Source organism: Pseudomonas sp. GW823-FHT02E01, from assembly GCF_058797535.1.
The window spans coordinates 577,033-598,777 of record NZ_JBXAJS010000001.1 but is presented as its reverse complement, the minus strand read 5'-3'; the positions used below and the strand labels follow the sequence as shown (position 1 = coordinate 598,777).

At 60.6% G+C, this 21,745-nt stretch carries 23 protein-coding genes and 4 tRNA genes; 22 read left to right on the top strand and 5 right to left on the bottom strand.

Annotated elements, in window-relative coordinates; all coding sequences use genetic code 11:
• The first annotated feature begins 2 nt into the window (after positions 1 to 2).
• The 10 genes from AC1RDQ_RS02700 (at position 3) to AC1RDQ_RS02655 (ending at position 9,718) form a co-directional block, all read left to right on the top strand.
• On the top strand, positions 3 to 884 hold the full coding sequence (locus AC1RDQ_RS02700) for a CoA transferase subunit A (RefSeq protein ID WP_057714073.1): 882 nt from the start codon (positions 3 to 5) through the stop codon (positions 882 to 884).
• A 12-nt stretch (positions 885 to 896) separates the two neighbouring features.
• Positions 897 to 1,685: a CoA-transferase subunit beta gene (locus AC1RDQ_RS02695; protein WP_492586200.1), complete on the top strand. Its 789-nt coding sequence runs from the start codon at positions 897 to 899 to the stop codon at positions 1,683 to 1,685.
• 23 nt (positions 1,686 to 1,708) lie between these two features.
• Entirely contained in the window at positions 1,709 to 2,581 is an 873-nt protein-coding gene (locus AC1RDQ_RS02690; RefSeq protein WP_492586198.1) for an enoyl-CoA hydratase, read from the top strand.
• 2 nt (positions 2,582 to 2,583) lie between these two features.
• Complete coding sequence (locus tag AC1RDQ_RS02685; RefSeq protein ID WP_102672749.1) at positions 2,584 to 3,651, top strand: NAD(P)H-dependent flavin oxidoreductase; 1,068 nt, start codon at positions 2,584 to 2,586, stop codon at positions 3,649 to 3,651.
• Between the two features lie 9 nt (positions 3,652 to 3,660).
• Positions 3,661 to 4,416, top strand: a complete 756-nt coding sequence (locus AC1RDQ_RS02680; RefSeq protein WP_057714077.1) for an enoyl-CoA hydratase family protein — start codon at positions 3,661 to 3,663, stop codon at positions 4,414 to 4,416.
• A gap of 10 nt (positions 4,417 to 4,426) precedes the next feature.
• Positions 4,427 to 5,593 carry an acyl-CoA dehydrogenase family protein gene (locus AC1RDQ_RS02675; protein ID WP_057714078.1) on the top strand — a complete coding sequence of 389 codons (1,167 nt, stop codon included), beginning with the start codon at positions 4,427 to 4,429 and terminating at the stop codon, positions 5,591 to 5,593.
• A gap of 10 nt (positions 5,594 to 5,603) precedes the next feature.
• The gene (locus tag AC1RDQ_RS02670) at positions 5,604 to 6,659 is read left to right on the top strand and encodes an acyl-CoA dehydrogenase family protein (protein WP_492586196.1); all 1,056 of its coding nucleotides are present in this window, start codon (positions 5,604 to 5,606) and stop codon (positions 6,657 to 6,659) included.
• 158 nt (positions 6,660 to 6,817) lie between these two features.
• Entirely contained in the window at positions 6,818 to 7,966 is a 1,149-nt protein-coding gene (locus AC1RDQ_RS02665) for an acetyl-CoA C-acetyltransferase (protein WP_492586194.1), read from the top strand.
• Between the two features lie 162 nt (positions 7,967 to 8,128).
• Positions 8,129 to 9,004, top strand: a complete 876-nt coding sequence (locus AC1RDQ_RS02660) for an SDR family oxidoreductase (protein ID WP_492586192.1) — start codon at positions 8,129 to 8,131, stop codon at positions 9,002 to 9,004.
• A 204-nt stretch (positions 9,005 to 9,208) separates the two neighbouring features.
• The gene (locus AC1RDQ_RS02655; RefSeq protein ID WP_057714082.1) at positions 9,209 to 9,718 is read left to right on the top strand and encodes a DUF1993 domain-containing protein; all 510 of its coding nucleotides are present in this window, start codon (positions 9,209 to 9,211) and stop codon (positions 9,716 to 9,718) included.
• A 165-nt stretch (positions 9,719 to 9,883) separates the two neighbouring features.
• Here the strand turns inward: AC1RDQ_RS02655 and sstT are convergent, their stop codons facing one another.
• The gene (gene sstT / locus AC1RDQ_RS02650) at positions 9,884 to 11,116 is read right to left on the bottom strand and encodes a serine/threonine transporter SstT (RefSeq protein ID WP_150812566.1); all 1,233 of its coding nucleotides are present in this window, start codon (positions 11,114 to 11,116) and stop codon (positions 9,884 to 9,886) included.
• Between the two features lie 452 nt (positions 11,117 to 11,568).
• Here sstT and AC1RDQ_RS02645 point away from each other — a divergent pair, with 452 nt between their 5' ends.
• Positions 11,569 to 12,723 (top strand): MFS transporter, encoded by a 1,155-nt coding sequence (locus tag AC1RDQ_RS02645; protein ID WP_090456711.1) that lies wholly within the window; start codon positions 11,569 to 11,571, stop codon positions 12,721 to 12,723.
• A 5-nt stretch (positions 12,724 to 12,728) separates the two neighbouring features.
• On the opposite strand, the gene nhaR is transcribed toward AC1RDQ_RS02645, so the two are convergent.
• Positions 12,729 to 13,628, bottom strand: a complete 900-nt coding sequence (gene nhaR / locus AC1RDQ_RS02640) for a transcriptional activator NhaR (protein ID WP_154908775.1) — start codon at positions 13,626 to 13,628, stop codon at positions 12,729 to 12,731.
• A gap of 135 nt (positions 13,629 to 13,763) precedes the next feature.
• On the opposite strand from nhaR, the gene AC1RDQ_RS02635 reads away from it, so the two are divergent.
• Entirely contained in the window at positions 13,764 to 14,006 is a 243-nt protein-coding gene (locus AC1RDQ_RS02635; protein WP_057714086.1) for a hypothetical protein, read from the top strand.
• 29 nt (positions 14,007 to 14,035) lie between these two features.
• Positions 14,036 to 14,785 (top strand): TerC family protein, encoded by a 750-nt coding sequence (locus AC1RDQ_RS02630; protein WP_090456707.1) that lies wholly within the window; start codon positions 14,036 to 14,038, stop codon positions 14,783 to 14,785.
• Between the two features lie 78 nt (positions 14,786 to 14,863).
• Here the strand turns inward: AC1RDQ_RS02630 and AC1RDQ_RS02625 are convergent, their stop codons facing one another.
• Positions 14,864 to 15,031 (bottom strand): hypothetical protein, encoded by a 168-nt coding sequence (locus tag AC1RDQ_RS02625; protein ID WP_167362872.1) that lies wholly within the window; start codon positions 15,029 to 15,031, stop codon positions 14,864 to 14,866.
• A 179-nt stretch (positions 15,032 to 15,210) separates the two neighbouring features.
• Here AC1RDQ_RS02625 and AC1RDQ_RS02620 point away from each other — a divergent pair, with 179 nt between their 5' ends.
• The 3 genes from AC1RDQ_RS02620 to AC1RDQ_RS02610 all read left to right on the top strand — a co-directional run bounded on the left by AC1RDQ_RS02620 (position 15,211) and on the right by AC1RDQ_RS02610 (position 16,472).
• A complete protein-coding gene (locus AC1RDQ_RS02620) occupies positions 15,211 to 15,939 on the top strand; it encodes a C39 family peptidase (RefSeq protein WP_492586190.1) in 729 nt (242 codons plus the stop codon).
• 93 nt (positions 15,940 to 16,032) lie between these two features.
• Positions 16,033 to 16,239, top strand: a complete 207-nt coding sequence (locus AC1RDQ_RS02615; RefSeq protein ID WP_015094297.1) for a DUF6021 family protein — start codon at positions 16,033 to 16,035, stop codon at positions 16,237 to 16,239.
• Positions 16,240 to 16,256: 17 nt separating this feature from the next.
• Positions 16,257 to 16,472, top strand: coding sequence for a hypothetical protein (locus AC1RDQ_RS02610; RefSeq protein ID WP_057714090.1), 216 nt, complete (start codon positions 16,257 to 16,259; stop codon positions 16,470 to 16,472).
• A gap of 58 nt (positions 16,473 to 16,530) precedes the next feature.
• Here AC1RDQ_RS02610 and pbpG read toward each other — a convergent pair whose 3' ends face one another.
• Entirely contained in the window at positions 16,531 to 17,469 is a 939-nt protein-coding gene (gene pbpG, locus AC1RDQ_RS02605; RefSeq protein WP_150812572.1) for a D-alanyl-D-alanine endopeptidase, read from the bottom strand.
• A gap of 235 nt (positions 17,470 to 17,704) precedes the next feature.
• Positions 17,705 to 18,559, bottom strand: a complete 855-nt coding sequence (folD, locus tag AC1RDQ_RS02600) for a bifunctional methylenetetrahydrofolate dehydrogenase/methenyltetrahydrofolate cyclohydrolase FolD (RefSeq protein ID WP_046043051.1) — start codon at positions 18,557 to 18,559, stop codon at positions 17,705 to 17,707.
• Between the two features lie 274 nt (positions 18,560 to 18,833).
• Here folD and AC1RDQ_RS02595 point away from each other — a divergent pair.
• The 6 genes from AC1RDQ_RS02595 to clpP all read left to right on the top strand — a co-directional run bounded on the left by AC1RDQ_RS02595 (position 18,834) and on the right by clpP (position 21,738).
• Positions 18,834 to 18,910: transfer RNA gene (locus AC1RDQ_RS02595), tRNA-Arg, on the top strand.
• A 32-nt stretch (positions 18,911 to 18,942) separates the two neighbouring features.
• Positions 18,943 to 19,019 (top strand) — tRNA-His (locus tag AC1RDQ_RS02590).
• Positions 19,020 to 19,075: 56 nt separating this feature from the next.
• Positions 19,076 to 19,160: transfer RNA gene (locus AC1RDQ_RS02585), tRNA-Leu, on the top strand.
• A 77-nt stretch (positions 19,161 to 19,237) separates the two neighbouring features.
• Positions 19,238 to 19,313: transfer RNA gene (locus AC1RDQ_RS02580), tRNA-His, on the top strand.
• Between the two features lie 385 nt (positions 19,314 to 19,698).
• A complete protein-coding gene (tig, locus tag AC1RDQ_RS02575) occupies positions 19,699 to 21,009 on the top strand; it encodes a trigger factor (RefSeq protein WP_057714092.1) in 1,311 nt (436 codons plus the stop codon).
• A 93-nt stretch (positions 21,010 to 21,102) separates the two neighbouring features.
• Entirely contained in the window at positions 21,103 to 21,738 is a 636-nt protein-coding gene (gene clpP / locus AC1RDQ_RS02570; protein WP_057714093.1) for an ATP-dependent Clp endopeptidase proteolytic subunit ClpP, read from the top strand.
• The last annotated feature ends 7 nt before the right edge of the window (positions 21,739 to 21,745 follow it).

Here is a 21,745-nt window from a genome sequence, read left to right as displayed (position 1 = left end):
CGATGGACAAGCAAATGACCACCGCCGAGATTGTCGGCCAACTGCGTGACGGCATGACCATCGGTATCGGTGGCTGGGGCCCGCGGCGCAAGCCGATGGCGCTGGTGCGAGAGATCCTGCGCTCGGACCTCAAGGACCTGACCGTGGTTGCCTACGGCGGTGCCGATGTCGGCATGCTCTGCGCGGCCGGCAAGATCAAGAAACTGGTGTTCGCCTTCGTTTCCCTGGACTTTATTCCGCTGGAACCGTACTTCCGCAAGGCGCGCCAGGAAGCGGCGCTGGAAGTGATGGAGATCGATGAAGGCATGCTGCTGCTCGGTCTGCGCGCGGCGGCGATGAATGTGCCGTTCATTCCGACGGCGGTGGGCCTGGGCACCGATGTGTTGCGCCACAACCGCCAGATCAAGTTGATCGCCTCGCCCTATGCCGATGGCAAGGACTGGGTGGCGATGCCGGCGCTCAAGCTCGACGCGGCGCTGGTGCACGTCGACCGTGCCGATGCACGCGGCGTGTGCCAGATCAGCGGTCCGGATCACTACATGGACGACCTGTTTGTGCGGGCCGCGACCCACAGCTACGTGACCTGCGATGAACTGGTCGACAGCGAGTATTTCCATCAGGACAGCGCCCACGCGCATCAAGTGTTCTGGGAACGCAACCTGACCACCGCCGTGGCCCATGTGCCGGGCGGGGCGCATCCGTCTTCGTGCGCGCCGCTGTACGGTTTCGACGTCGCGCACTTCAAGGCCTACAACGCCACGGTCCAGGCGGCCGATGGCTGGCAGGGCTACGTGCGCGACTACGTCGACTGCACCCACGAACAGTATCTGGAAAAGGTCGGCGGCCTGGCTGCGATCCGTGAACTGCCGTTGCCGATTTTCTAAGGGAACCTTCCGATGAGCACTACTGATTACAGCCTCGCCGAACTGATGATCTGCGCGGCCTCCGAAGCCTGGCGCGAAGACGGCGAAGTATTGGCTTCCGGCATCGGCGTGATTCCGCGTCTGGCCGCTTCGCTGGCCATGCTGACCAGCAACCCGCAACTGCTGATGACCGACTCCGAAGCCTACATGGTCGCCGAGCCGGTGCCGTTGGGCGCGCGCAAAGGCTATGAACCCAAGCGCGACAGCTGGATGGGTTTCTCGCGGATTTTCGACAACGTCTGGGGCGGCAAGCGCCATGCCCTGGTGGGCCCGACCCAGATCGACCGTTTTGGTCAGGCCAACATTTCCTGCATCGGCGACTACGTCAAACCCAAGGCGCAGATGCTCGGTGTACGCGGTTTTCCCGGCAACTCGATCAGCCACGCCAACTCGTTTTGCGTGCCGAGCCACAACCGCCGGGTATTCGTCGAAGGCGAGGTCGATATGGTCGCCTCGGTCGGCTACAACCCGGCCCGACTGGCACGGGGCTGGTCGATGAACGACATCGACATCCGCCTGATCATCACCGACCTCTGCGTGCTGGATTTCCAGGGCCCGCAACGGCAGATGCGCATCCGTTCGCTGCACCCCGGCGTGACGGCGGCGCAAGTCCAGGACAACACCGGCTTCGAGTTGCATGTGCCGGACGATTGCCCGACCACTGCCGCGCCGACGGCCGAGCAGTTGCAGCTGATCCAGCGTCTGGACCCGCACAACCTGCGCGCCCTGCAACTCAAAGACAACCCGCCAGGCCAACGCTGAGCAACGCGTTGCGGAGAAAAGTGATGGCTGAACATAACGATAACAATCAGGCCGAGGTGGTGCTGTACGAGGTGCAAGGCGCGGTGGCCCTGGTCACCATGAACCGCCCCGAGTACCACAACGCGCAGAACTCGCAGATGACCTATGCGCTGGACGCGGCGTTTCGCCGGGCCTGCGATGACGATGAAGTGAAGGTCATTGTGTTGCGTGGCGCCGGCAAGCATTTCTCCGCCGGGCATGACATCGGCACCCCGGGCCGCGACGTCGACAAGACGTTCGACCGCGCCAGCCTGTGGTACGACCATGTGAACAAACCGGGCGGCGAGTTTTTGTATGCCCGTGAGCAGGAAGTCTATCTGGGCATGTGCCGCCGTTGGCGCGAGATGCCCAAGCCGACCATCGCCATGGTCCAGGGCGCGTGCATTGCCGGTGGGTTGATGCTGGCCTGGGTCTGCGACCTGATCGTGGCCAGCGAGGATGCTTACTTCGCCGATCCGGTGGTGCGTATGGGGATTCCCGGGGTCGAGTATTTCGCCCACGTGCACGAATTGAATCCACGCATCGCCAAGGAATTTTTGTTCCTCGGCGAGCGCATGCCGGCACCGCGTGCCTATCAGATGGGCATGCTCAATCGGGTGGTTGCTCGCGACGAGCTGGAACAACAGACCCTCGACATTGCCGGGCGCATCGCGCAGATGCCGCGCCTGGGCCTGCAATTGAGCAAGCAGGCGGTGAACAACGCCGAAGACTTGATGGGCAAGCGCGCGACCATGGACATGGTGTTCGGCCTGCATCACTTCGCCCACGCTCACAATGAGCTGGTGTCCGGCGACCGTCTCGGTGGCTACGACGCCAAGGCCATGGCCAGTTCGCAACGCAAAGCGGGCGGGGCGTGAGCATGGCGATCTCGTTGAATACCCGTTTAACACAACTGCTCGGGTGCCGTTATCCGATCATCCAGACCGCCATGGGTTGGGTCGCCGACCCGAAACTGGTGGCGGCCACGGGCAATGCCGGTGGCTTCGGTTTTCTCGCCGGGGCGACCATCGAACCGCAGCAGATGGAAGCGGCGATTATCGAAACCCGGCGCCTGACCGATCAGCCGTTCGGGGTGAATTTCCACATGTACCAGGCCAACGCCGGCGAGATCGTCGAGTTGGTGTTGCGTCACAAAGTCCGGGCGGTCAGCTACAGCCGTTCGCCGGGCAAGCAAATGATCAGTCGCCTGAAGGACGCCGGCGTGGTGTGCATTCCCACGGTGGGCGCGCTCAAGCATGCGCAGAAAGCCGTGGAAATGGGCGCCGATGCGGTGACCGTACAGGGCGGCGAGGGTGGTGGGCATACCGGCTCCGTGCCGACCTCGATGCTGCTGGATCAAGTGGTCAATGCGGTGTCGGTGCCCGTGGTGGCGGCCGGCGGTTTCAAGGACGGCAGGGGCCTGGTTTCTGCCCTGGCCTACGGCGCCGAGGGCATCGCCATGGGCACGCGTTTCCTGATGTGCGCCGACAGCCCGGTGCCGCAAGCGACCCTGGCGCGTTACCTGGCGGTCAAGGACCCGGCGGCGATCATCATCAGCCGCGCCATCGACGGCATGCCGCAACGGATGATCCGCAACGAATTGCTCAACCAACTGGAAAACAGCGGCGGCCTCAAGCGCCTGTTGCTGGCATTGCAGAGTGGCCTGGCCTACCGCCGCCACACCGGCATGAGCCTGATGCAACTGCTGACCAGCGCGCTGAAGATGCGCGGCAGCGGGGAGCTGACCGCCGCGCAAAGCATCATGGCCGCCAACGCGCCGATGGTGATCCAGAAAGCCATGGTCGACGGGCAACCGGCCGCGGGCGTCTTGCCCGCCGGGCAAATCGCCGCCTCCATCGACAGCTTGCCCAGCTGCGCCCAATTGATTGAACAGATCGTCCGCGACGCCGAAGTGCGCCTGGGCGAGCTGTGCCGCCGTGTGTCGTAAGGGGAAAGCATGAAACCATTTAGCGTCAGCATCGATAACGGCATTGCCGAACTGGTCTTCAACCGACCACCGGTCAACGCCTTCAACTGCCAGGGCTGGGCCGATATCGCCAGCGAAATCGAAAGCCTGGGGCGCAATGCCGAGGTGCGGGTGATCCTGATCCGGGCCGAAGGGCGCGGCTTCTGCGCCGGGGTCGACATCAAGGAACTGGCCGCCGACGGCAACCTGATCGTCGCGGTGAACAAGGGCAACTACGACAGTTTCAAGGCGATCCACCGCAACCCGAAACCGGTGATCGTCGCCGTGCACGGCTTCGTGCTCGGTGGCGGCATCGGTATCTGCGGCGCCGCCGACATCATTGTCGCGTCCGAGTGCGCCACCTTCGGCGTGCCAGAAGTAGATCGCGGGGCCATGGGCGGCGGTGCGCATTTGCAGCGGTTGTTCCCGGTGCAGAAAGTCCGCCACATGTACTTCACCGGCGAGGCCATCGACGCCGCCGAAGCTTACCGCCTGGGCGCGGTGGAGCGGGTGGTCAAGCGCGAAGACTTGCGCGAAGCCGCGTTGCAGATCGCCCGCACCATCGCCGCCAAGAGCCCCGGCATGATCAGCCTGGCCAAGGAAGCGCTGAGCGGCATCGAAGACGGCAATCTGGAAGACAAATACCGCTGGGAGCAGGGCTTCACCCTCGAAGCCTACCGCTCACTGGACTCTCAGGAAGCACGCGACTCGTTCGTCGAGAAACGCGATGCCCGATTCAACGGCTGAAGGCATATCCATGGACCTGACCTATACCCCGGCCCAGCAGGCCTTTCGCTTTGATGCGCGGACCTGGCTGGCGGCCAATGTACCGAGTGAACCGCTGCAATCGTTCGACACCGAGCAAGGTTTTGCCGAGCACCGCGCTTGGGAAGCCAAGCTCAATGAAGGCCGTTGGGGCATGGTCACCTGGCCGACCGAACTCGGTGGCCGTGGCTGCGACCTGATCGAGTGGCTGATTTTCGAAGAGGAATATTACCGTTCCGGGGCGCCGGCACGGGTCAACCAGAACGGCATCTTCCTGCTCGGCCCGACCCTGATGGAGTACGGCAGCGAAGAGCAGAAAGCGCGATTCCTGCCGCGCATGGCCACCGGCGAAGACATCTGGGCCCAGGCCTGGTCCGAGCCAGGCGCCGGTTCCGACATGGCGGCGATCCGCTCCAAGGCTGAGCGGGTGGGCGACCACTACGTGATCAACGGCCAGAAAACCTGGTCGACCCGCGCGGTGTGGGCTGACTGGGCGTTCGGTATTTTCCGCACCGACCCGCAGTCTCAGCGCCATCACGGCCTGACATTCATCCTGTTGCCGCTGAACACACCGGGGATCACCGTGCGGCCGATTCCGCAGCTCAATGGCTTGCCGGGTTTCGCCGAGATTTTCTTCGACGACGTCAAGGTGCCGGTGGAGAACGCCCTCGGTGGTGAAGGCATGGGCTGGCACGTGGCGATGTCCACCGCCGGTTTCGAGCGCGGTTTGTTGCTGCGCTCGCCTGCGCGTTTCCAGGAAACCGCCAAGCGCCTGGTGCAGTTGTACCTGGCCAACCGCGAGCAGGCCGACCGCGACCCGGCCATTGGCGAAGCAGTGATGCGCGCCTGGCTCGATGCCGAGGCCTACACCCTGGGCACCTACATGACCGCCTCGCAGCTGGTGCAGGGCGGCAAGATCGGGCCGGAATCGTCGACCAACAAGATCTTCTGGTCCGAACTCGACCAGCGCATGCACGACACCGCCATGAGCATTCTCGGTTTGCGTGGCGAACTGCTGCCCCAAGCTCCGGCCGCCGGTGACGTCGGCCATTGGCTGGAAGGTTTCCTGTTTGCCCAGGCCGGGCCGATCTACGCCGGCACCAACGAGATCCAGCGCAACATCATTGCCGAACGCATGCTCGGCATGCCGCGTGCCTGAGGAGTAGACCATGGACTTTAGTTTCAGCCGCGACCAACTGCTGTTTCAGGACAACGTCCGCAGCTTCCTGATCAACGAAGTCACCCCGGAACGCATTCGCGAACTGTGGCAGAGCGACAGCGGGCGCAGTGAGCAACTCTGGGCGCAATTGGTGGAACTGGGCCTGACCGCCCTGACCGTGCCCGAGGCACAGGACGGCATGGGCATGAATGAGCTGGACTTCGTGCTGATTGCCCAGGAATGCGGTTACGCCGGTCTGCCTGAGCCGCTGGTGGACACCATGCTGGTCGGCGTGCCGTTGCTCGCCGCCCTGGATGAGCAATACGCGCCACTCAAACAAAAATGGCTGTCGCGAGTGGCCGAGGGCCGCGCGCGTCTCGCGGTTTCCGAGCCAGGTAATCCGCTGGTCAGCGATGCCCATGTCGCCGATCTGCTGTTGCTGGCCCATGGCGATGAAGTGCATGCGCTGGAGCGTGATGCCGTGCGCCTGACCCGCAACGAGTCGGTCGACCCGAGCCGTCAGTTGTTCCAGGTCGAGTGGACGCCAACACCGGACACCTGTGTTGCCAGCGGTGAACAGGGCCGACGTTTGTGGGCCGCTGCCTTCAACCGTGGCGCCCTCGCCAGTGCCGCGCAATTGCTCGGGCTGGCCAAGCGCATGGTCGACCTGGCGGTGGACTACACCTTCGAGCGCAAGCAGTTCGGCAAACCGGTGGGGTCGTTCCAGGCGGTCAAGCATCTGATGGCTAATGTCGCGGTGCAGATCGAGTTCGCTAAAGGCCCACTGTATCGCGCCGCCTATGCGGTCGCAGAGCAGCAGGCAGATCAGGACGTATTCGTCTCCCACGCCAAACTGGCAACCGCGGAAGCGGCCATGCTTGCGGCGAAGAACACCATCCAGGCCCACGGCGCCATGGGGTACACCTGGGAAGTCGATTTGCATCTGTTCATGAAGCGCGCCTGGGCGCTGGACAAGGTCTGGGGCGATCGCGGTGTGCACAAGGGGCGGATTCGTGCTGTGTTGCTGGACAGCAAGCCTGCGCTGGGTGCGGGCAGTACGTTCTAACCCGTCAGTAAGGGTGACTACATCCCTGTGGGAGCGAGCTTGCTCGCGATGGCGGTGCGTCAGCTGGCATCAATGTTGGATGTGCCGGCCTCATCGCGAGCAAGCTCGCTCCCACAGGTTATCGGCGCCTGATCATAATTTTTTCACCGAGGTAGACCATGCCTGAAGCCTACATAGTCGACGCCCTGCGTACGCCCACCGGGCGGCGCAAAGGTGGTCTGAGCCAGATCCACGCCGCCGACCTGGGCGCCCACGTATTGCGTGCACTGGTCGAGCGCAATGCCATTCCCGACGAGGATTACGACGACGTGATCTTCGGCTGTGTCGACACCATCGGCCCGCTGGCCGGTGACATCGCCCGCACCAGTTGGCTGGCGGCCGGCCTGTCGCAATCGGTGCCGGGCACCACCATCGATCGCCAGTGCGGCTCGTCCCAGCAAGCGGTGCACTTCGCCGCCCAGGCGGTGATGAGCGGCACTCAGGACGTGGTCATCGCCGGTGGCGTGCAGACCATGACCCAGATCCCGATTTCCTCGGCGATGATCGCCGCCGAACCCTTGGGTTTCGCTGATCCGTTCAGCGGCTCCGAAGGCTGGGTGAGGCGCTATGGCGCGCAACCACCGACGCAGTTCCGTTCGGCGCAGATGATCGCCGAAAAGTGGGACCTGTCCCGGGCGCAACTTGAAGCCTATTCGCTTGAGTCCCATCGACGTGCCTTGCAGGCCATCGAGCAAGGCCGCTTCAACCGCGAGATCGTGCCGCTGGCCGGTGTGCTGCATGACGAAACCCCGCGCCAGACCAGCCTGGAAAAAATGGCCGAGCTGGAATTCCTGTTTGGCTGTGACCGGGTCACCGCCGCGGTGTCGAGCCAGACCTGCGACGCGGCCAGTGCGATGCTGATCGTCTCGGAGACGGCGCTCAAGCGTTACGGCCTGACGCCACGGGCACGCATCCATCACCTGAGCGTGCGCGCCGAAGACCCGATCTGGATGCTCACCGCGCCGATCCCGGCCACCGCTTACGCACTCAAGCGCGCCGGCATGAAGCTCGAAGACATCGACCGGGTGGAGATCAACGAAGCCTTCGCCTCGGTGGCCATGGCCTGGTTGAAAGAGACCGGCTACCCCCACGAACAAACCAACGTCAATGGCGGCGCGATTGCCCTCGGACATCCATTGGGCGCCACCGGCACCCGCTTGATGTGCACCTTGCTGCATGAACTGGAGCGCAGCGGCGGACGCTTCGGCATGCAGACCATGTGCGAAGGCGGCGGTCAGGCCAACGTGACGATTATCGAACGCTTGTAAACCAGGATGTACACCGATCCTGTAGGAGCGAGCCTGCTCGCGATGGACTCAAGAACGACGCGGGCATTCAGATACCCCGCGTATTCGTTAACGACCATCGCGAGCGGGCTCGCTCCTACAGGGAATTGTGTCGACCCGTGATGAATTTGAAGGATGTAGAACATGAAAATCTGTGAAAACCGCGTCGTGATCATCACCGGTGCCGGCGGTGGTCTGGGCCGTGCCTACGCGTTGGCCTTCGCCGCCGAAGGTGCAAAAGTAGTGGTTAACGACATCAATCGTGAAGCGGCGTTGGCCGTGGTCGGCGAAATCCTCGGCCAGGGCGGCAGCGCCGTGGCCAACAGCGATGACATTACCCGCTATGACTCGGCGGGGTTGATCGTACGCCAGGCCATCGAAACCTTCGGCGACCTGAACGTGGTGGTCAACAACGCCGGCATCTGCCGCGACCGCATGTTCGCCAGCCTCAGTGAAGCCGATTGGGATGCCGTGGTGGCCGTGCACCTCAAGGGCCATTTCTGCATTTCCAGCCACGCCGTGAAGTACTGGCGTGAGCAGGCCAAGGGCGGCGCCAGGGTCGATGCGCGGATCATCAATACCAGCTCCGGCGCCGGTTTGCAGGGCTCCATCGGTCAGTCCAACTACGCGGCAGCCAAGGGCGGTATTGCTTCGCTGACGCTGGTGCAGGCGGCTGAGCTGCGCCGCTACGGGATCACCGCCAACGCCCTGGCGCCGGCCGCGCGCACCGGGATGACCGAGCAAGTGTTCGCTGACACCATGAAAAAGCCTGAAGAGGGCTTTGACTACTTCGCCCCGGAAAACGTCGCGCCGCTTGTGGTGTGGCTCGGCTCCGAGGCTTCCGCCGAGGTGACCGGGCAGATGTTCGAAGTCGAGGGCGGCAAGTTGTCGATCGCCGACGGCTGGCGCCGTGGTCCGCAACTGGATCGCCAGGGCCGCTGGGCGGTCGGCGAGATGGGCGATGCCGTCGCTCAACTGATGACGCAGGCGGTTCCTGCGGCCAAAGTTTACGGCAGCTGAAAAAGACCGGTTTCGGGAGGCGTGTGCATGGCTATAATCGGCCCACGTTCCAACGCTGATCACCTGTAGGAGCGAGCTCGCTCGCGATGGACTCCAGCGCTACGCGTTTATTCAGACAGAACGCGTTATCGTTCACGTCCATCGCGAGCAAGCTCGCTCCCACAGGTTACCTGCGATCCCTCCAGTCACCATACGAGACCTGCCATGACCATTTCCCTGTACGACGCTTCCGTGCCTGTTTTCCAGCAAATGCTCAACGCCCTGAGCGATGTACTGAAAAAGGCCGAGGCTCACGCCACCGAAAAAAACATCGACCCTAACGCGTTCCTGCAAGCGCGCCTGTTCCCGGACATGTTCCCTCTGGTGCGTCAGGTGCAGATCGCCGTTGATTTCAGCAAGGGTGTTACCGGTCGTCTGGCTGAAGTCGAGCTGCCGAAGTACGACGACAGCGAAACCACCTTCGCTGAACTGCAAGCGTTGATTGCCAAGGCACTGGCCTTCATCGGCTCGATCAAGCCGGAGCAGATCAACGGTAAGGAAGGCATCGAGATCGTCACCCGTCCGGGCACGCCTAAAGAGAAGCGCTTCAGCGGCCAGTCCTACCTGCTGACCTACGGCCTGCCGCAGTTCTTCTTCCACATCACCACCACTTACGCACTGCTGCGCCATAACGGCGTGGAAGTGGGCAAGCGCGACTACATGGGCGCGTTCTAAACCGTCCGGGTACAAAAAAGCCCGCCAAGGTTTGCGCCTTGGCGGGCTTTTTTTGTAGGAGCGAGCTTGCTTGCGATGAACCCGAGTACAACGCGTTTATCCAGAAAGTACGCGTTATCGTTGACGTCCATCGCGAGCAAGCTCGCTCCCACAGGGGCGGCGGGGTCAGGCCAGGCGTTCGGCTTTTTGCTCTTCACCCAGGCACGCCGCCGCGGTGAACAGCACATCGGTGGACGAGTTGAGCGCGGTTTCCGCCGAGTCCTGCAACACGCCGATGATGAAACCGACCGCCACCACCTGCATGGCGATTTCGCTCGGAATGCCGAACAGGCTGCACGCCAGTGGAATCAGCAACAGCGAACCACCGGCTACACCGGAAGCACCGCAGGCGCAGATTGCCGCGACGACGCTCAGCAGGATCGCCGTCGGAACGTCCACGGTGATGCCGAGGGTGTGCACGGCCGCCAGGGTCAGTACGGTGATGGTGATCGCAGCACCCGCCATGTTGATGGTCGCACCCAGCGGGATCGATACCGAGTAGGTGTCTTCGTGCAGGCCCAGACGCTTGCTCAACTCCAGGTTGACCGGAATGTTCGCCGCCGAGCTGCGGGTGAAGAACGCCGTGATGCCGCTCTCGCGCAGGCAGGTCAGCACCAGCGGGTACGGGTTGCGGCGCAGTTTCCAGAACACGATGAGCGGGTTCATCACCAGCGCCACGAACAGCATGCAGCCCAGCAGCACGGCGAGCAGGTGCGCGTAGCCGATCAAGGCACCGAAGCCGGAAGTGGCGAGGGTCGAGGCCACCAGGCCGAAGATGCCCAGCGGGGCGAAGCTGATCACCAGGCGCACGATCACCGTCACGCCGTTGGACAGGTCGCCCAGCACTTCACGGGTGGTGTCGCCGGCGTGGCGGATGGCAATACCCATACCGATGGCCCACGCCAGGATGCCGATGAAATTGGCATTCATCAGGGCGCTGACCGGATTATCGACCACGCTCAGCAACAGGCTTTGCAACACTTCGCCAATCCCGCCTGGCGCTGTGACCGCGACGTCCTGGGTCGACAGCACCAGGCTCGACGGGAACGTCATGCTGGCAACCACCGCGACCACGGCCGCGGCGAAAGTACCCAGCAGATACAGGAACAGAATCGGCCGGATATGGGTTTCCTGGCCGTGCTTGTGGTTGGCAATCGACGCCATGACCAGCACGAACACCAGGATCGGCGCGACGGCTTTGAGCGCCGAGACAAACACTTTGCCGATGAACGCCGTGGACTTCGCCATGTCGGGGGCAAACAGCGCCAGGGCAATACCGGCGATCAGGCCGATCACGATCTGTGTGACCAGGCTCAGGCGTTTAAGGCGTTGCAATAGAGAAGGGGATGAAGCTGTCATAAAACGGCATCTCTGAATTTTTATAAGTGCATGGTTTCGTCGCAGTTGCAGCAACAAGCAGGGCAGGCCGCAGACCGGAAACCGGGAGGGGAATACAGGGTGTAGAACACCGCATTCCTTGTGGGAGCGAGCTTGCTCGCGATGACGCTGGCACAGTCGACACTTGCGTTGTCTGACGGTCCGCCATCGCGAGCAAGCTCGCTCCCACAGGTTTTGCCCCTTAAATGATCGGCATTGATCACAGGGTGTACGTTTTTCAGGGCGCGGACTTTATCACAGCGCAGGAACGATCTTTCAGACCTGTGACGAACTGCCACCCTGGTCTTCAACGCGAATTGCAGGTTCGTGCAACCGCATCCGAAAACACTCTGTTAAGATTCGCCATCCTCATTTTCATGTCTGCCAGTGGGCCTTCGGGCTATCGCTGGTGTTTTCGTTTTCTGGAGTTTTGCATGCTGCTGCCCATTCTTCTGTTGTCCGCCGCCGGCTTCACGGTGCTGACCACGGAATTCATCATTGTTGGCCTGTTGCCGGCTATCGCCAGGGACCTGGAGGTCAGCATCCCGCAGGCCGGTTTGCTGGTGACCCTGTTCGCCTTCACCGTGGCCGCGTTCGGGCCGTTCCTGACGGCGTATTTCGCCCGCTTCGAGCGTCGCAAGTTGTTCATCTCGGTGCTGATCATGTTTGGCCTGGCCAACACGGTCGCGGCGCTGGCGCCGAACATCTGGGTGATGGCGTTCGCCCGCTTGATCCCGGCGCTGGGGTTGCCAGTGTTCTGGGCCTTGGCCAGCGAAACGGCGGTGGACATCGTCGGGCCGGATTACGCCGGTCGCGCCATCGCCAAGATCGGCTTCGGCATCGTTTGCGCCACGGTGTTCGGCATTCCCGTGGGCACGCTGATTTCCGATGCGTTCGGCTGGCGCAGTGCTTTCGCGATTCTGGCGGTCATCGCCTTTGCCAAGGCGTTGCTGCTGTTTATCTATCTGCCCAGGACCAACCTGCACCAGCATCAGGTGAGCTTTCGCTCGCAGTTCAAGATCCTGCGCAGCCCGCTGATGCTCGGTCACGTGCTGCTGTCAGTGATTGTGTTCAGCGGCATGTTCACCGCGTACACCTATCTGGCGGACATCCTTGAGCGACTGGCCGGTTTCAACGGCACCGTGGTCGGCTGGTGCCTGATGGGCTTTGGTGCGGTCGGGCTGATCGGCAACTCCCTGGGTGGCCGTGCGGTGGATCGTCATCCGCTGATGGCGTCGATGATGTTCTGTGCGTTCATGATTGCCGGCCTGGTGGCGCTGGTGCCGAACATCCACTCGCCGCTGGGTCTGGCAGCAGCGATGGGCATCTGGGGCGTGACCCAGGCAGCGTTGTTCCTGGTCAGCCATGTGCGCCTGATGAAAGCTGCGCCCGAAGCGCCAGCGTTCGCCGCTTCGCTGAACATCGCCGGGGCCAACCTCGGTATCGGTCTGGGCGCGATGATCGGTGGCCGGGTAATCGACAGCGTCGGCCTGCAAGGCCTTGGCTTTGCTGCTGCGGCGTTCATCCTCGCCTCGATCCTGCTGGCCATCGCGCTGATGACCTTCAAGCCCCGGGAAGTCTGCGCCTGAGTGTCCTAAAACTCGGTAAACAGCTCGCGTCGGGCACCTTCGGTAATGGCGACAATGCCGGGGTGCTTGACCTTGCGTTCCACTGAGATGGCATAGAACGACTCGCTCACCGCGTCGGTCTGGCCAATCACCTGCACGCCATATTGGCGTCGCACCTCATCGGCAATCACGCTCGGGCCGATGAAGATCCCGCTGCCGGATTGGCCGAAGGCCTGCATCAGGGCGCTGTCGTCGAACTCGCCGACAATTTGCGGCTGGATCTGCTGCTCGGCAAACCACCGTTGCAAACGGCTGCGCACCACGGTTTCCGGCCCGGGAATCAGTAGCGGCGCACCGTGCAGGTTGCGCGGAAAGTCGTGACCGTAACGGGTCGCCAGCTCTGGGGTGGCGAAGAAGCTGATCCCGCACTCACCGAGTTTCTGGCTGTAGCCCTTGATGTCCAGGTGCGATGGCATGGGGCTGTCGGATATCACCAGGTCCAGGCGCTGGATCGCCAGGTCGGCCAACAAACGTTCAAGCTTGTCTTCACGACAAGTGATGCGCAGCGGTTCGCTCAGCTCCATGGTCGGTGCAATCAGGCGATAGACGATGGATTTGGGCACCACGTCAGCCACGCCGACGCGAAACAGGATCTGCTGCTCATTGGGTTGTGCCCGCAGCATCAGTTCCAGTTCGCCACCCAGCTGGAACATTTGTTCGGCGTAGGGCAGTGCCTGCCGGCCGGCCTCGGTGAGTTCGAGTTGCCGTCCGACACGCCGAAACAACTCGATGCCAAAGGTCTGTTCCAGTAATGAAATCTGCCCACTGATGGTTTGTGGCGTGAGATTGAGCTGCTCACAGGCGCGCACGATGCTGCCGGTCTTGGCCACCACCCAGAAGTAATGCAATTGCCGATAGTTGAGCATGGCGATCTACAGTTCGTAAAAACCGAAGTATAGCCGCTGAAAATACGAATTTTCCTGAAGTATTCACTTCCCTAGAATGCATCGCTATCAACGGGCCATCGTTTAGGTCCCGTTCGTTCTATCGAGGAAAGCATCATGAAGCTTAAAGCCACGGCATTGCTGATCACGTCTTTACTGGTACTGGCCGGTTGCGACCAGGCCGAGAAAAGCGCGCAACAATTGATGGGCAAGGCTGCCGAAAGCGCCAAACAGGCGATTGACGATACCCATAAGGCCGCCGAGCAAGCACTCAGTGACGCCACCGGCGGGTTGATCAGCAAAAAAGAATCATCGGAAAAAGACTCGGACAAAACCGAATCTTCCTCCCAGGAAATCTAAACCGTATTACAACGAGTCAGGACTGACCCATGGACTACCTTTTACAACTTGCCGCCAGCCCCACCGCCTGGGTCGCCCTTGCCACCCTGATCGTGATGGAGATCGTGCTCGGCATCGATAACCTGATCTTCATCTCGATCCTGACCAACAAGCTGCCCTTGCACAATCGACAGCGGGCACGACGCATCGGTATCGGCATGGCGTTGATCCTGCGTCTGGGCTTGCTGAGCACCATCGCGTTCATCGTCCAGTTGACCAATCCGGTGATCGAGATCCTCGGCCACGCGTTTTCCTGGAAAGACATGATCCTGATTGCCGGTGGCCTGTTCCTGTTGTGGAAGGCGACCACCGAGATCCATCACAGCATGGACCCGGCACCGGAAGATCCGAAGTCGGCGACCTCGACCGTGACCCTGGGCTTCGCGGCCGCGATCGGTCAGATCCTGATGCTGGATATGGTGTTCTCCATCGACAGCATCATTACCGCTGTCGGCATGACCGAGCATTTGCCGATCATGGTCATCGCGGTGGTGGTGTCGGTACTGGTGATGTTGCTGGCGGCTGATCCGCTGGCCAAGTTCATCAACGACAACCCGACAGTGGTGATGCTGGCCCTGGGCTTCCTGATCATGATCGGCATGACGCTGATTGCCGAAGGCTTTGGCGCCCATGTACCGAAAGGCTACGTCTATGCGGCCATGGCATTCTCGGCTGCGATCGAGGTGTTGAACATGATGTCCCGTCGGTCCAGGCAGAAGCGGGTTGCCACTGAAGTCTGACCGCCGCTAAAAGAAACGGCCGCCTGAACTCGAAGGAGTGCAGGCGGCCGTTTTTGTTGGTTTCGGATAAAGGTGGTGTCAGTGAGCGTTGGCGTGCTGGCTCGGTGCCTTGTCCGCTTCTTGCGCAGGCGCCGGCTGGACAGGGTGATGGTGGCGGCGAGTAATGCGCAGCACGCCCCACAGCATGGCGGCGGCTACCGCCAGCCAGCCGCAAACCAACATTACAATGATCATGGTCAGGCTCATCGGTGCCTCCTCTTTGCCCTTCAATGGGCACTCACGCTTCGCTGTCGTCTCTTCAAGGAGCAGTCTAGCCGTTGCTGTATTTCAGGCTATTGACCGAAAGTCGGCAGTCACCAACCAGTTCGCTCTATCGAATGCAAACAACTGCCGGTTAAGGCTATACCGCTGTCGCGCGGCGTCCTATGATCAACGGCCTTGCCGGGAATATTGTTGCCTGGCGCCTGAACAAGAGAGTGATGATGGTGCGGGTATTTTCTCGAATGCTGTCGGCGGCGCTGATGGCGGGATGTGTGGTGGCGCTGGCGGGTTGCGCCGGGAGTGTTGCACCTGAGATCAAGCGTCTGCCGGAGCGGGTCGAACTCAGTGGCCGCTTCTACAAGGGCGTGGCCAATCAAAGCGGACCGCAGGTGCTGGCCAGCATGCTGTCCCAGCAGAACATCGTGATTACGCCGGGCTTGCTCGACAAACCGCTGCATTTGCCGGGCGCCGAAGCCCAGCTGCAACAGAACATGGTTAACCTCGCGCGTGAGTACGGGATGGTGGTCTATCCCCTTGACGCGACCTTGCCGGCCTTGTTGACCCAGGTCGCGGCCGGTTATCCGGTGATGGTGCGCTTCACCGAAGGCTCGGCGATGTGGGCCGAACCGCGTTATGCGATTCTCACCGGGTACAACCGTCAGAAGCAGACCGTGCTGCTGCGCGCAGGCATGAGTCAGCGGGCGTTGATGAGCTTCGGTTCTTTTGAATCGGCGTTCAAGGATGCCGGCGGTTGGGCAGTGTTGATCCAGAATCCGACGCAGATTCCCGCCCAGGTCGATCAGCAACGCTGGCTCAAGGCAGCCAATGATCTGGCGCAGGCGGGCCAGGAGCCGGCGGCTGCAAAAGCTAAAAAAGCCCTGGCCGCACAGTAAGTCCGTTCGTCACCCTCCGGGCACCAGCGCCCGATGCCAGCCTCTAATCTGCAAAGGCCCGGATCTTTCCGGGCCTTGATACAGGAGGCGCCCATGGCTCATTCAACTACGCCCGTCGGTCCACACTCATCCGAGCATTCGTCTGGCGATGAGCTGGGTTTTGATCCCGATTCCCCGGACCTTGCCGATCCTCAGGTCGACCCGATCGGGCCCGCCAAGGCACCGAGGGACGTGAAACCGGGTGACAACCCCAAGGCTCCGGCCAAGCCCTACGATCCACTGGGTGATCTGAAGCCTTAGGTCCAATGGAGGTGTGTATGTCTACCGATTCCAGTTTCGACGACAAACGTCCGGAAACTGTCCCCACAACCCCCGAGCAAAGCACCGATCCGGTGATGGATCCCGACAGCCCGTTGAGGGATCCCCTGGCACGGCCAACGGTGGCGCCCACTGAAAAGCCGAAGGGTTGGAGAGATCCAAGTACCGGCGACGGTATCCCGGATGACGACCAGATGCCGCTGCCTAACGACTAACTTTGCGACGAAAAAAAGCCCCGGATGTCCGGGGCTTTTTCATGCGTTTGCAGCAAGGTTACTTCGACGCTTCTACCACGCCGCTCTGCCGCTGCTTGAGGTTCTTGTCTGCCTTGTACTGCAAGGCTACGGAAGGCACGTCCGCGCTCTTTCCGCTCTCTACCCAATTACGCATGCGCGTGGCATCGGCAAAGTGGGTGTACTTGCCATAGGCGTCAAGGATCACCAAGGCCACCGGGCGGTTAGCCATCCGGGTCACCAGCACCAGGCAGTGGCCGGCCTCGTTGGTGAAGCCGGTTTTTGTCAGCTGGATGTCCCAGTCCGGCTTGCGGACCAAATGGTCGGTGTTGCGGAAACCCAGGCTGTAGTTCGGCTTGCGAAACGAAACGGTCTTTTCCTTGGTTGTACTCAGCTCGGTCAGCAGCGGGTACTTGTGCGCGGCGATCAACAGTTTGCTTAAATCGCGAGCGGTCGAAACGTTGCGCGGCGAGAGACCGGTCGGCTCGACGAAATGGGTATTGGTCATGCCCAAGGCCCGGGCCTTGGCGTTCATTGCAGCAATGAACGCGGCATAGCCACCTGGATAGTGGTGGGCCAGGCTTGCAGCGGCTCGGTTTTCAGATGACATCAGGGCGATCAGCAGCATTTCCCGGCGCGGCAGTTCGCTCTTGAGCTTGACCCGGGAGTACACACCTTTCATTTCCGGTGTGTCGCTGATGTTGATGTTGATGTATTCGTCCATGTTCTGCCGAGACTCGACCACGACCAGGCCGGTCATCAACTTGCTGACGGAAGCGATCGGCACCACCACGTCAGGATTGCTGGCGTAGATGACTTTGTTGGTCTGCATGTCCAGCAGCAAGGAGCTGCCGGAAGCGAGCTTGAGTGTCTTCGTATCTCGCGGTGCTGCGGTGGTTTCGCCAGCGCTGGCGAAGGGCGTGATGAAAGTCCCTGCAACTGCAAAAAATAGGCTCAGGATGGAAAGACGGATATTCACGCTGGCAGACTCATAAAGTGTTGATAAGCCGTTCTGTAACGGACTGTTTCCTGAAAAGCGCGTCATTCTGGAGTATGGCTGAATAACTGTCGATGGTTGTTCAAGTAACAGGTGAAAGTCCTGAGAAACATGAAAAAAAAGTCATTTTCCGGCGGGCGGTCGGTGTTTCTCGCGGGCAAAAAAAACCCCGCCAGGGCGGGGTTCCTTGTCGCGCTGACAGCGTGCGCGTTGAAACTCAGCTGTGCAGGGTTTCGGCGGCGTACAGGGTGTTTTCCAGCAGGCAGGCACGGGTCATCGGGCCTACGCCGCCCGGTACCGGGGTGATCCAGCCGGCGCGGGGCAGGGCGGTTTCGTAGATCACGTCACCGACCAGCTTGCCGTCGTCCTGGCGGTTGATGCCGACATCGATCACGATCGCGCCTTCCTTGATCCATTCGCCCTTGACCAGGCCCGGCTTGCCGGCGGCGACGACGACCAGATCCGCACGGCCGACATGGCCGGCCAGGTCCTTGGTAAAGCGGTGGGTGACCGTCACGGTGCAGCCTGCCAGCAGCAATTCCATCGCCATCGGGCGGCCAACGATATTGGACGCGCCGACGACCACGGCATCCATCCCGTAAAGGTCGACACCGGTGCTTTCCAGCAGGGTCATGATGCCTTTGGGGGTGCATGGGCGCAGCAGTGGAATGCGCTGGGCCAGGCGACCGACGTTATAAGGATGGAAACCGTCGACGTCTTTATCCGGACGAATGCGCTCCAGCAGCCTGGAGGCGTCCAGGTGTTCGGGAAGCGGAAGTTGAAGCAGAACGCCGTCGATTGCAGGGTCGTCGTTCAGGCGATCGATCAGCTCGGTCAGCGCTTCTTGAGTGGTTTCGGAAGGCAGGTCATAGGCTTGGGATAGAAAGCCGACCTCTTCACAGTCTTTACGCTTGTGCGAGACATAAACCTGAGAGGCAGGATCGCTGCCGACCAGGATCACCGCAAGGCCGGGCGTGCGCAGGCCTTGCTGGCGACGCTCGGTGACACGTTGGGCGATCTGCTGGCGCAGGCTGGCGGCGATCGATTTGCCGTCGATAAGTTGTGCAGTCATTGCGCGTGATTAACCATCGAGAGGGGAAAAAAAGAGAACGCATTCTCGCATGTCATGCGGTGAGGGCAAAGGCGCTTGGTCTGCAAATTCCCCTAACTCCTTTAATTAAATGAATTTTTTTTAAAAAGGATTTGACGACCTTCGGGGGGCTCTATACTATTCGTCGCACTTGTCGGGCACAGCCTAGCACTGGTTAGGAAGGTTGAGCAGGATTACGATTCTGCAAGACTGGAAAGCACTTAGTTTGTAGTCCTCCAAGGTTACAGCTAACAAGGCGCCCGTAGCTCAGCTGGATAGAGCATCCGCCTTCTAAGCGGATGGTCGCAGGTTCGAGTCCTGCCGGGTGCGCCATTAGGCAGCTTTGGCACAAGTAGCGCGATATGGTGGGCGTAGCTCAGTTGGTTAGAGCACGGGATTGTGACTCCCGTTGTCGTGGGTTCGATCCCCATCGTCCACCCCATATTTCGAAAGGCGCCAGATTAACAGTCTGGCGCCTTTGCTTTAAAGGCTTCATCCGCGGATGTGGTGGAATTGGTAGACACACTGGATTTAGGTTCCAGCGCCGCGAGGCGTAAGAGTTCGAGTCTCTTCATCCGCACCAAATAAAGCTTCATTCAGGCACTTGGCCTGGCTGGAGCTTGATAAAGAAGTTGTTTGGCTTCTTTAACAGGCAATATGGTGGGCGTAGCTCAGTTGGTAGAGCACGGGATTGTGACTCCCGTTGTCGTGGGTTCGATCCCCATCGTCCACCCCATATTTCGAAAGGCGCCAGATTGAAAAGTCTGGCGCCTTTTTTGTTTCGGCGGCCGCAGGTTCCGGGTCGCAGGGGCGGGCGTTTCGTCGTATTTATGTTTCTCGATGATGCTGTCCTGCCCGCCGGCCTTGCTTGCGAGATCGGCTGTCAGGGAGATGATTGGCGACCTTCTCTATATAGGGAAAGGTTGGCGCAGAGCCCTGGCGTGATTGGTTGTATTTGCCATCGGGGCGAGGTGCATTCGTGCATTCGCACCTATAAATTGCCTGCTGCGTTTTTACCCGTTTTCAGTAGGGTGACTTCTTGAGTTTGACCCACTAGAATGCATGCCCTTGATTCTGGGGTCGGAAACGGCCGGCTAACGTCTGTGCAACGAGGAATATCCATGCAAGTTTCTGTTGAAAATACTACTGCTCTTGAGCGCCGCATGAGCGTCACCGTGCCGGCTGAGCGCATCGAGAGCCAGGTCAACAAGCGTCTGCAGCAGACCGCCCAAAAGGCCAAGATTGCTGGCTTCCGTCCAGGCAAGGTGCCAATGAGCGAAATCAAGCGCCGTTTCGGTGCTGACGCTCGCCAGGAAGCTGTAGGCGACGTGATCCAGTCTTCCTTCTACGAAGCTGTGGTTGAGCAGAAGCTGAACCCGGCTGGTCAGCCTTCGATCGAGCCAAAATCCCTGGAAGCGGGCAAGGACCTGGAATACGTAGCCGTATTCGAAGTGTTCCCTGAGTTCACCGTTGCCGGTTTCGAAGGTATCACCGTAGAGCGCCTGAGCGCTGACGTGTCTGATGCCGATCTGGACAAGATGCTGGACATCCTGCGCAAGCAGAACACCCGTTTCGAAGTGGCCGATCGCGCTGCTCAAAACGAAGACCAGCTGAACATCGATTTCGTCGGCAAGGTCGACGGTGAAGTGTTCGCTGGCGGTTCCGCCAAGGGTACCCAGCTGGTTCTGGGTTCCGGCCGCATGATCCCTGGTTTCGAAGATGGCCTGGTTGGCGCCAAAGCCGGTGAAGAACGCGTTCTGAACCTGACTTTCCCAGAGGACTATCAGAACCTGGACCTGGCTGGCAAAACCGCCGAGTTCACCGTGACCGTCAACACCGTTTCCGAGCCAAAGCTGCCAGAGCTGACCGAAGAATTCTTCGCTCAATTCGGCATCAAGGAAACCGGTCTGGAAGGCTTCCGCGCCGAAGTTCGCAAGAACATGGAGCGTGAACTGCGTCAGGCGATCAAATCCAAGGTCAAGAATCAGGTAATGGACGGTCTGCTGGCCACCAACCCGATCGAAGTGCCAAAGGCTCTGCTGTCCAACGAAGTTGACCGTCTGCGCGTGCAGGCTGTTCAGCAGTTCGGCGGCAACATCAAGCCTGACCAACTGCCGGCCGAGCTGTTCGAAGAGCAAGCAAAGCGCCGCGTAGTACTGGGTCTGATCGTGGCTGAAGTGGTCAAGCAATTCGACCTCAAGCCTGACGAAACCCGCGTTCGCGAGATGATTCAGGAAATGGCTTCGGCCTACCAGGAACCTGAGCAAGTTGTGTCCTGGTACTACAAAAACGACCAGCAACTGAACGAAGTTCGTTCGGTTGTGCTGGAAGAGCAAGTTGTGGATACTGTTCTGCAGAAAGCTAGCGTGACCGACAAATCGGTCTCTTACGAAGAAGCTGTCAAGCCGGTAGAAGCACCACAAGCCGACTGATCACTTTTGCGGTAAGAAGCAAACACCATAAGCCAGCCTTCGTGCTGGCTTATGCGTATTCAAGACATAACTATTTGGGAGTGACTGCAGAGCATGTTCCGTAATTCGTATATTCAGCAGAACTCTGATATCCAGGCCGCAGGCGGCCTGGTCCCGATGGTTGTCGAGCAGTCCGCTCGTGGCGAGCGCGCCTACGACATCTACTCGCGCCTCCTCAAGGAGCGAGTGATCTTTCTGGTTGGCCCGGTAGAGGACTACATGGCCAATCTGATCTGTGCGCAACTGCTGTTCCTTGAAGCGGAAAACCCGGACAAGGACATCCATCTCTATATCAACTCCCCGGGCGGTTCGGTGACGGCGGGCATGTCGATCTACGACACCATGCAGTTCATCAAACCCAACGTGTCGACCACCTGCATCGGTCAGGCGTGCAGCATGGGCGCGTTCCTGCTGACGGCCGGTGCCCCAGGCAAGCGTTACTGCCTGCCGAACTCGCGTGTGATGATTCACCAGCCACTGGGCGGTTTCCAGGGCCAGGCGTCGGATATCGAAATCCATGCCAAGGAAATCCTCTTCATTCGCGAGCGTCTCAACACGCTGATGGCCCTGCATAGCGGGCGTACTCTTGAAGAAATCGAGCGCGATACCAACCGCGACAATTTCATGAGTGCAGAAGCCGCGCGTGAGTACGGGTTGATCGATGAAGTGATCAGCCAGCGCCCCGCTTAAAATAAGC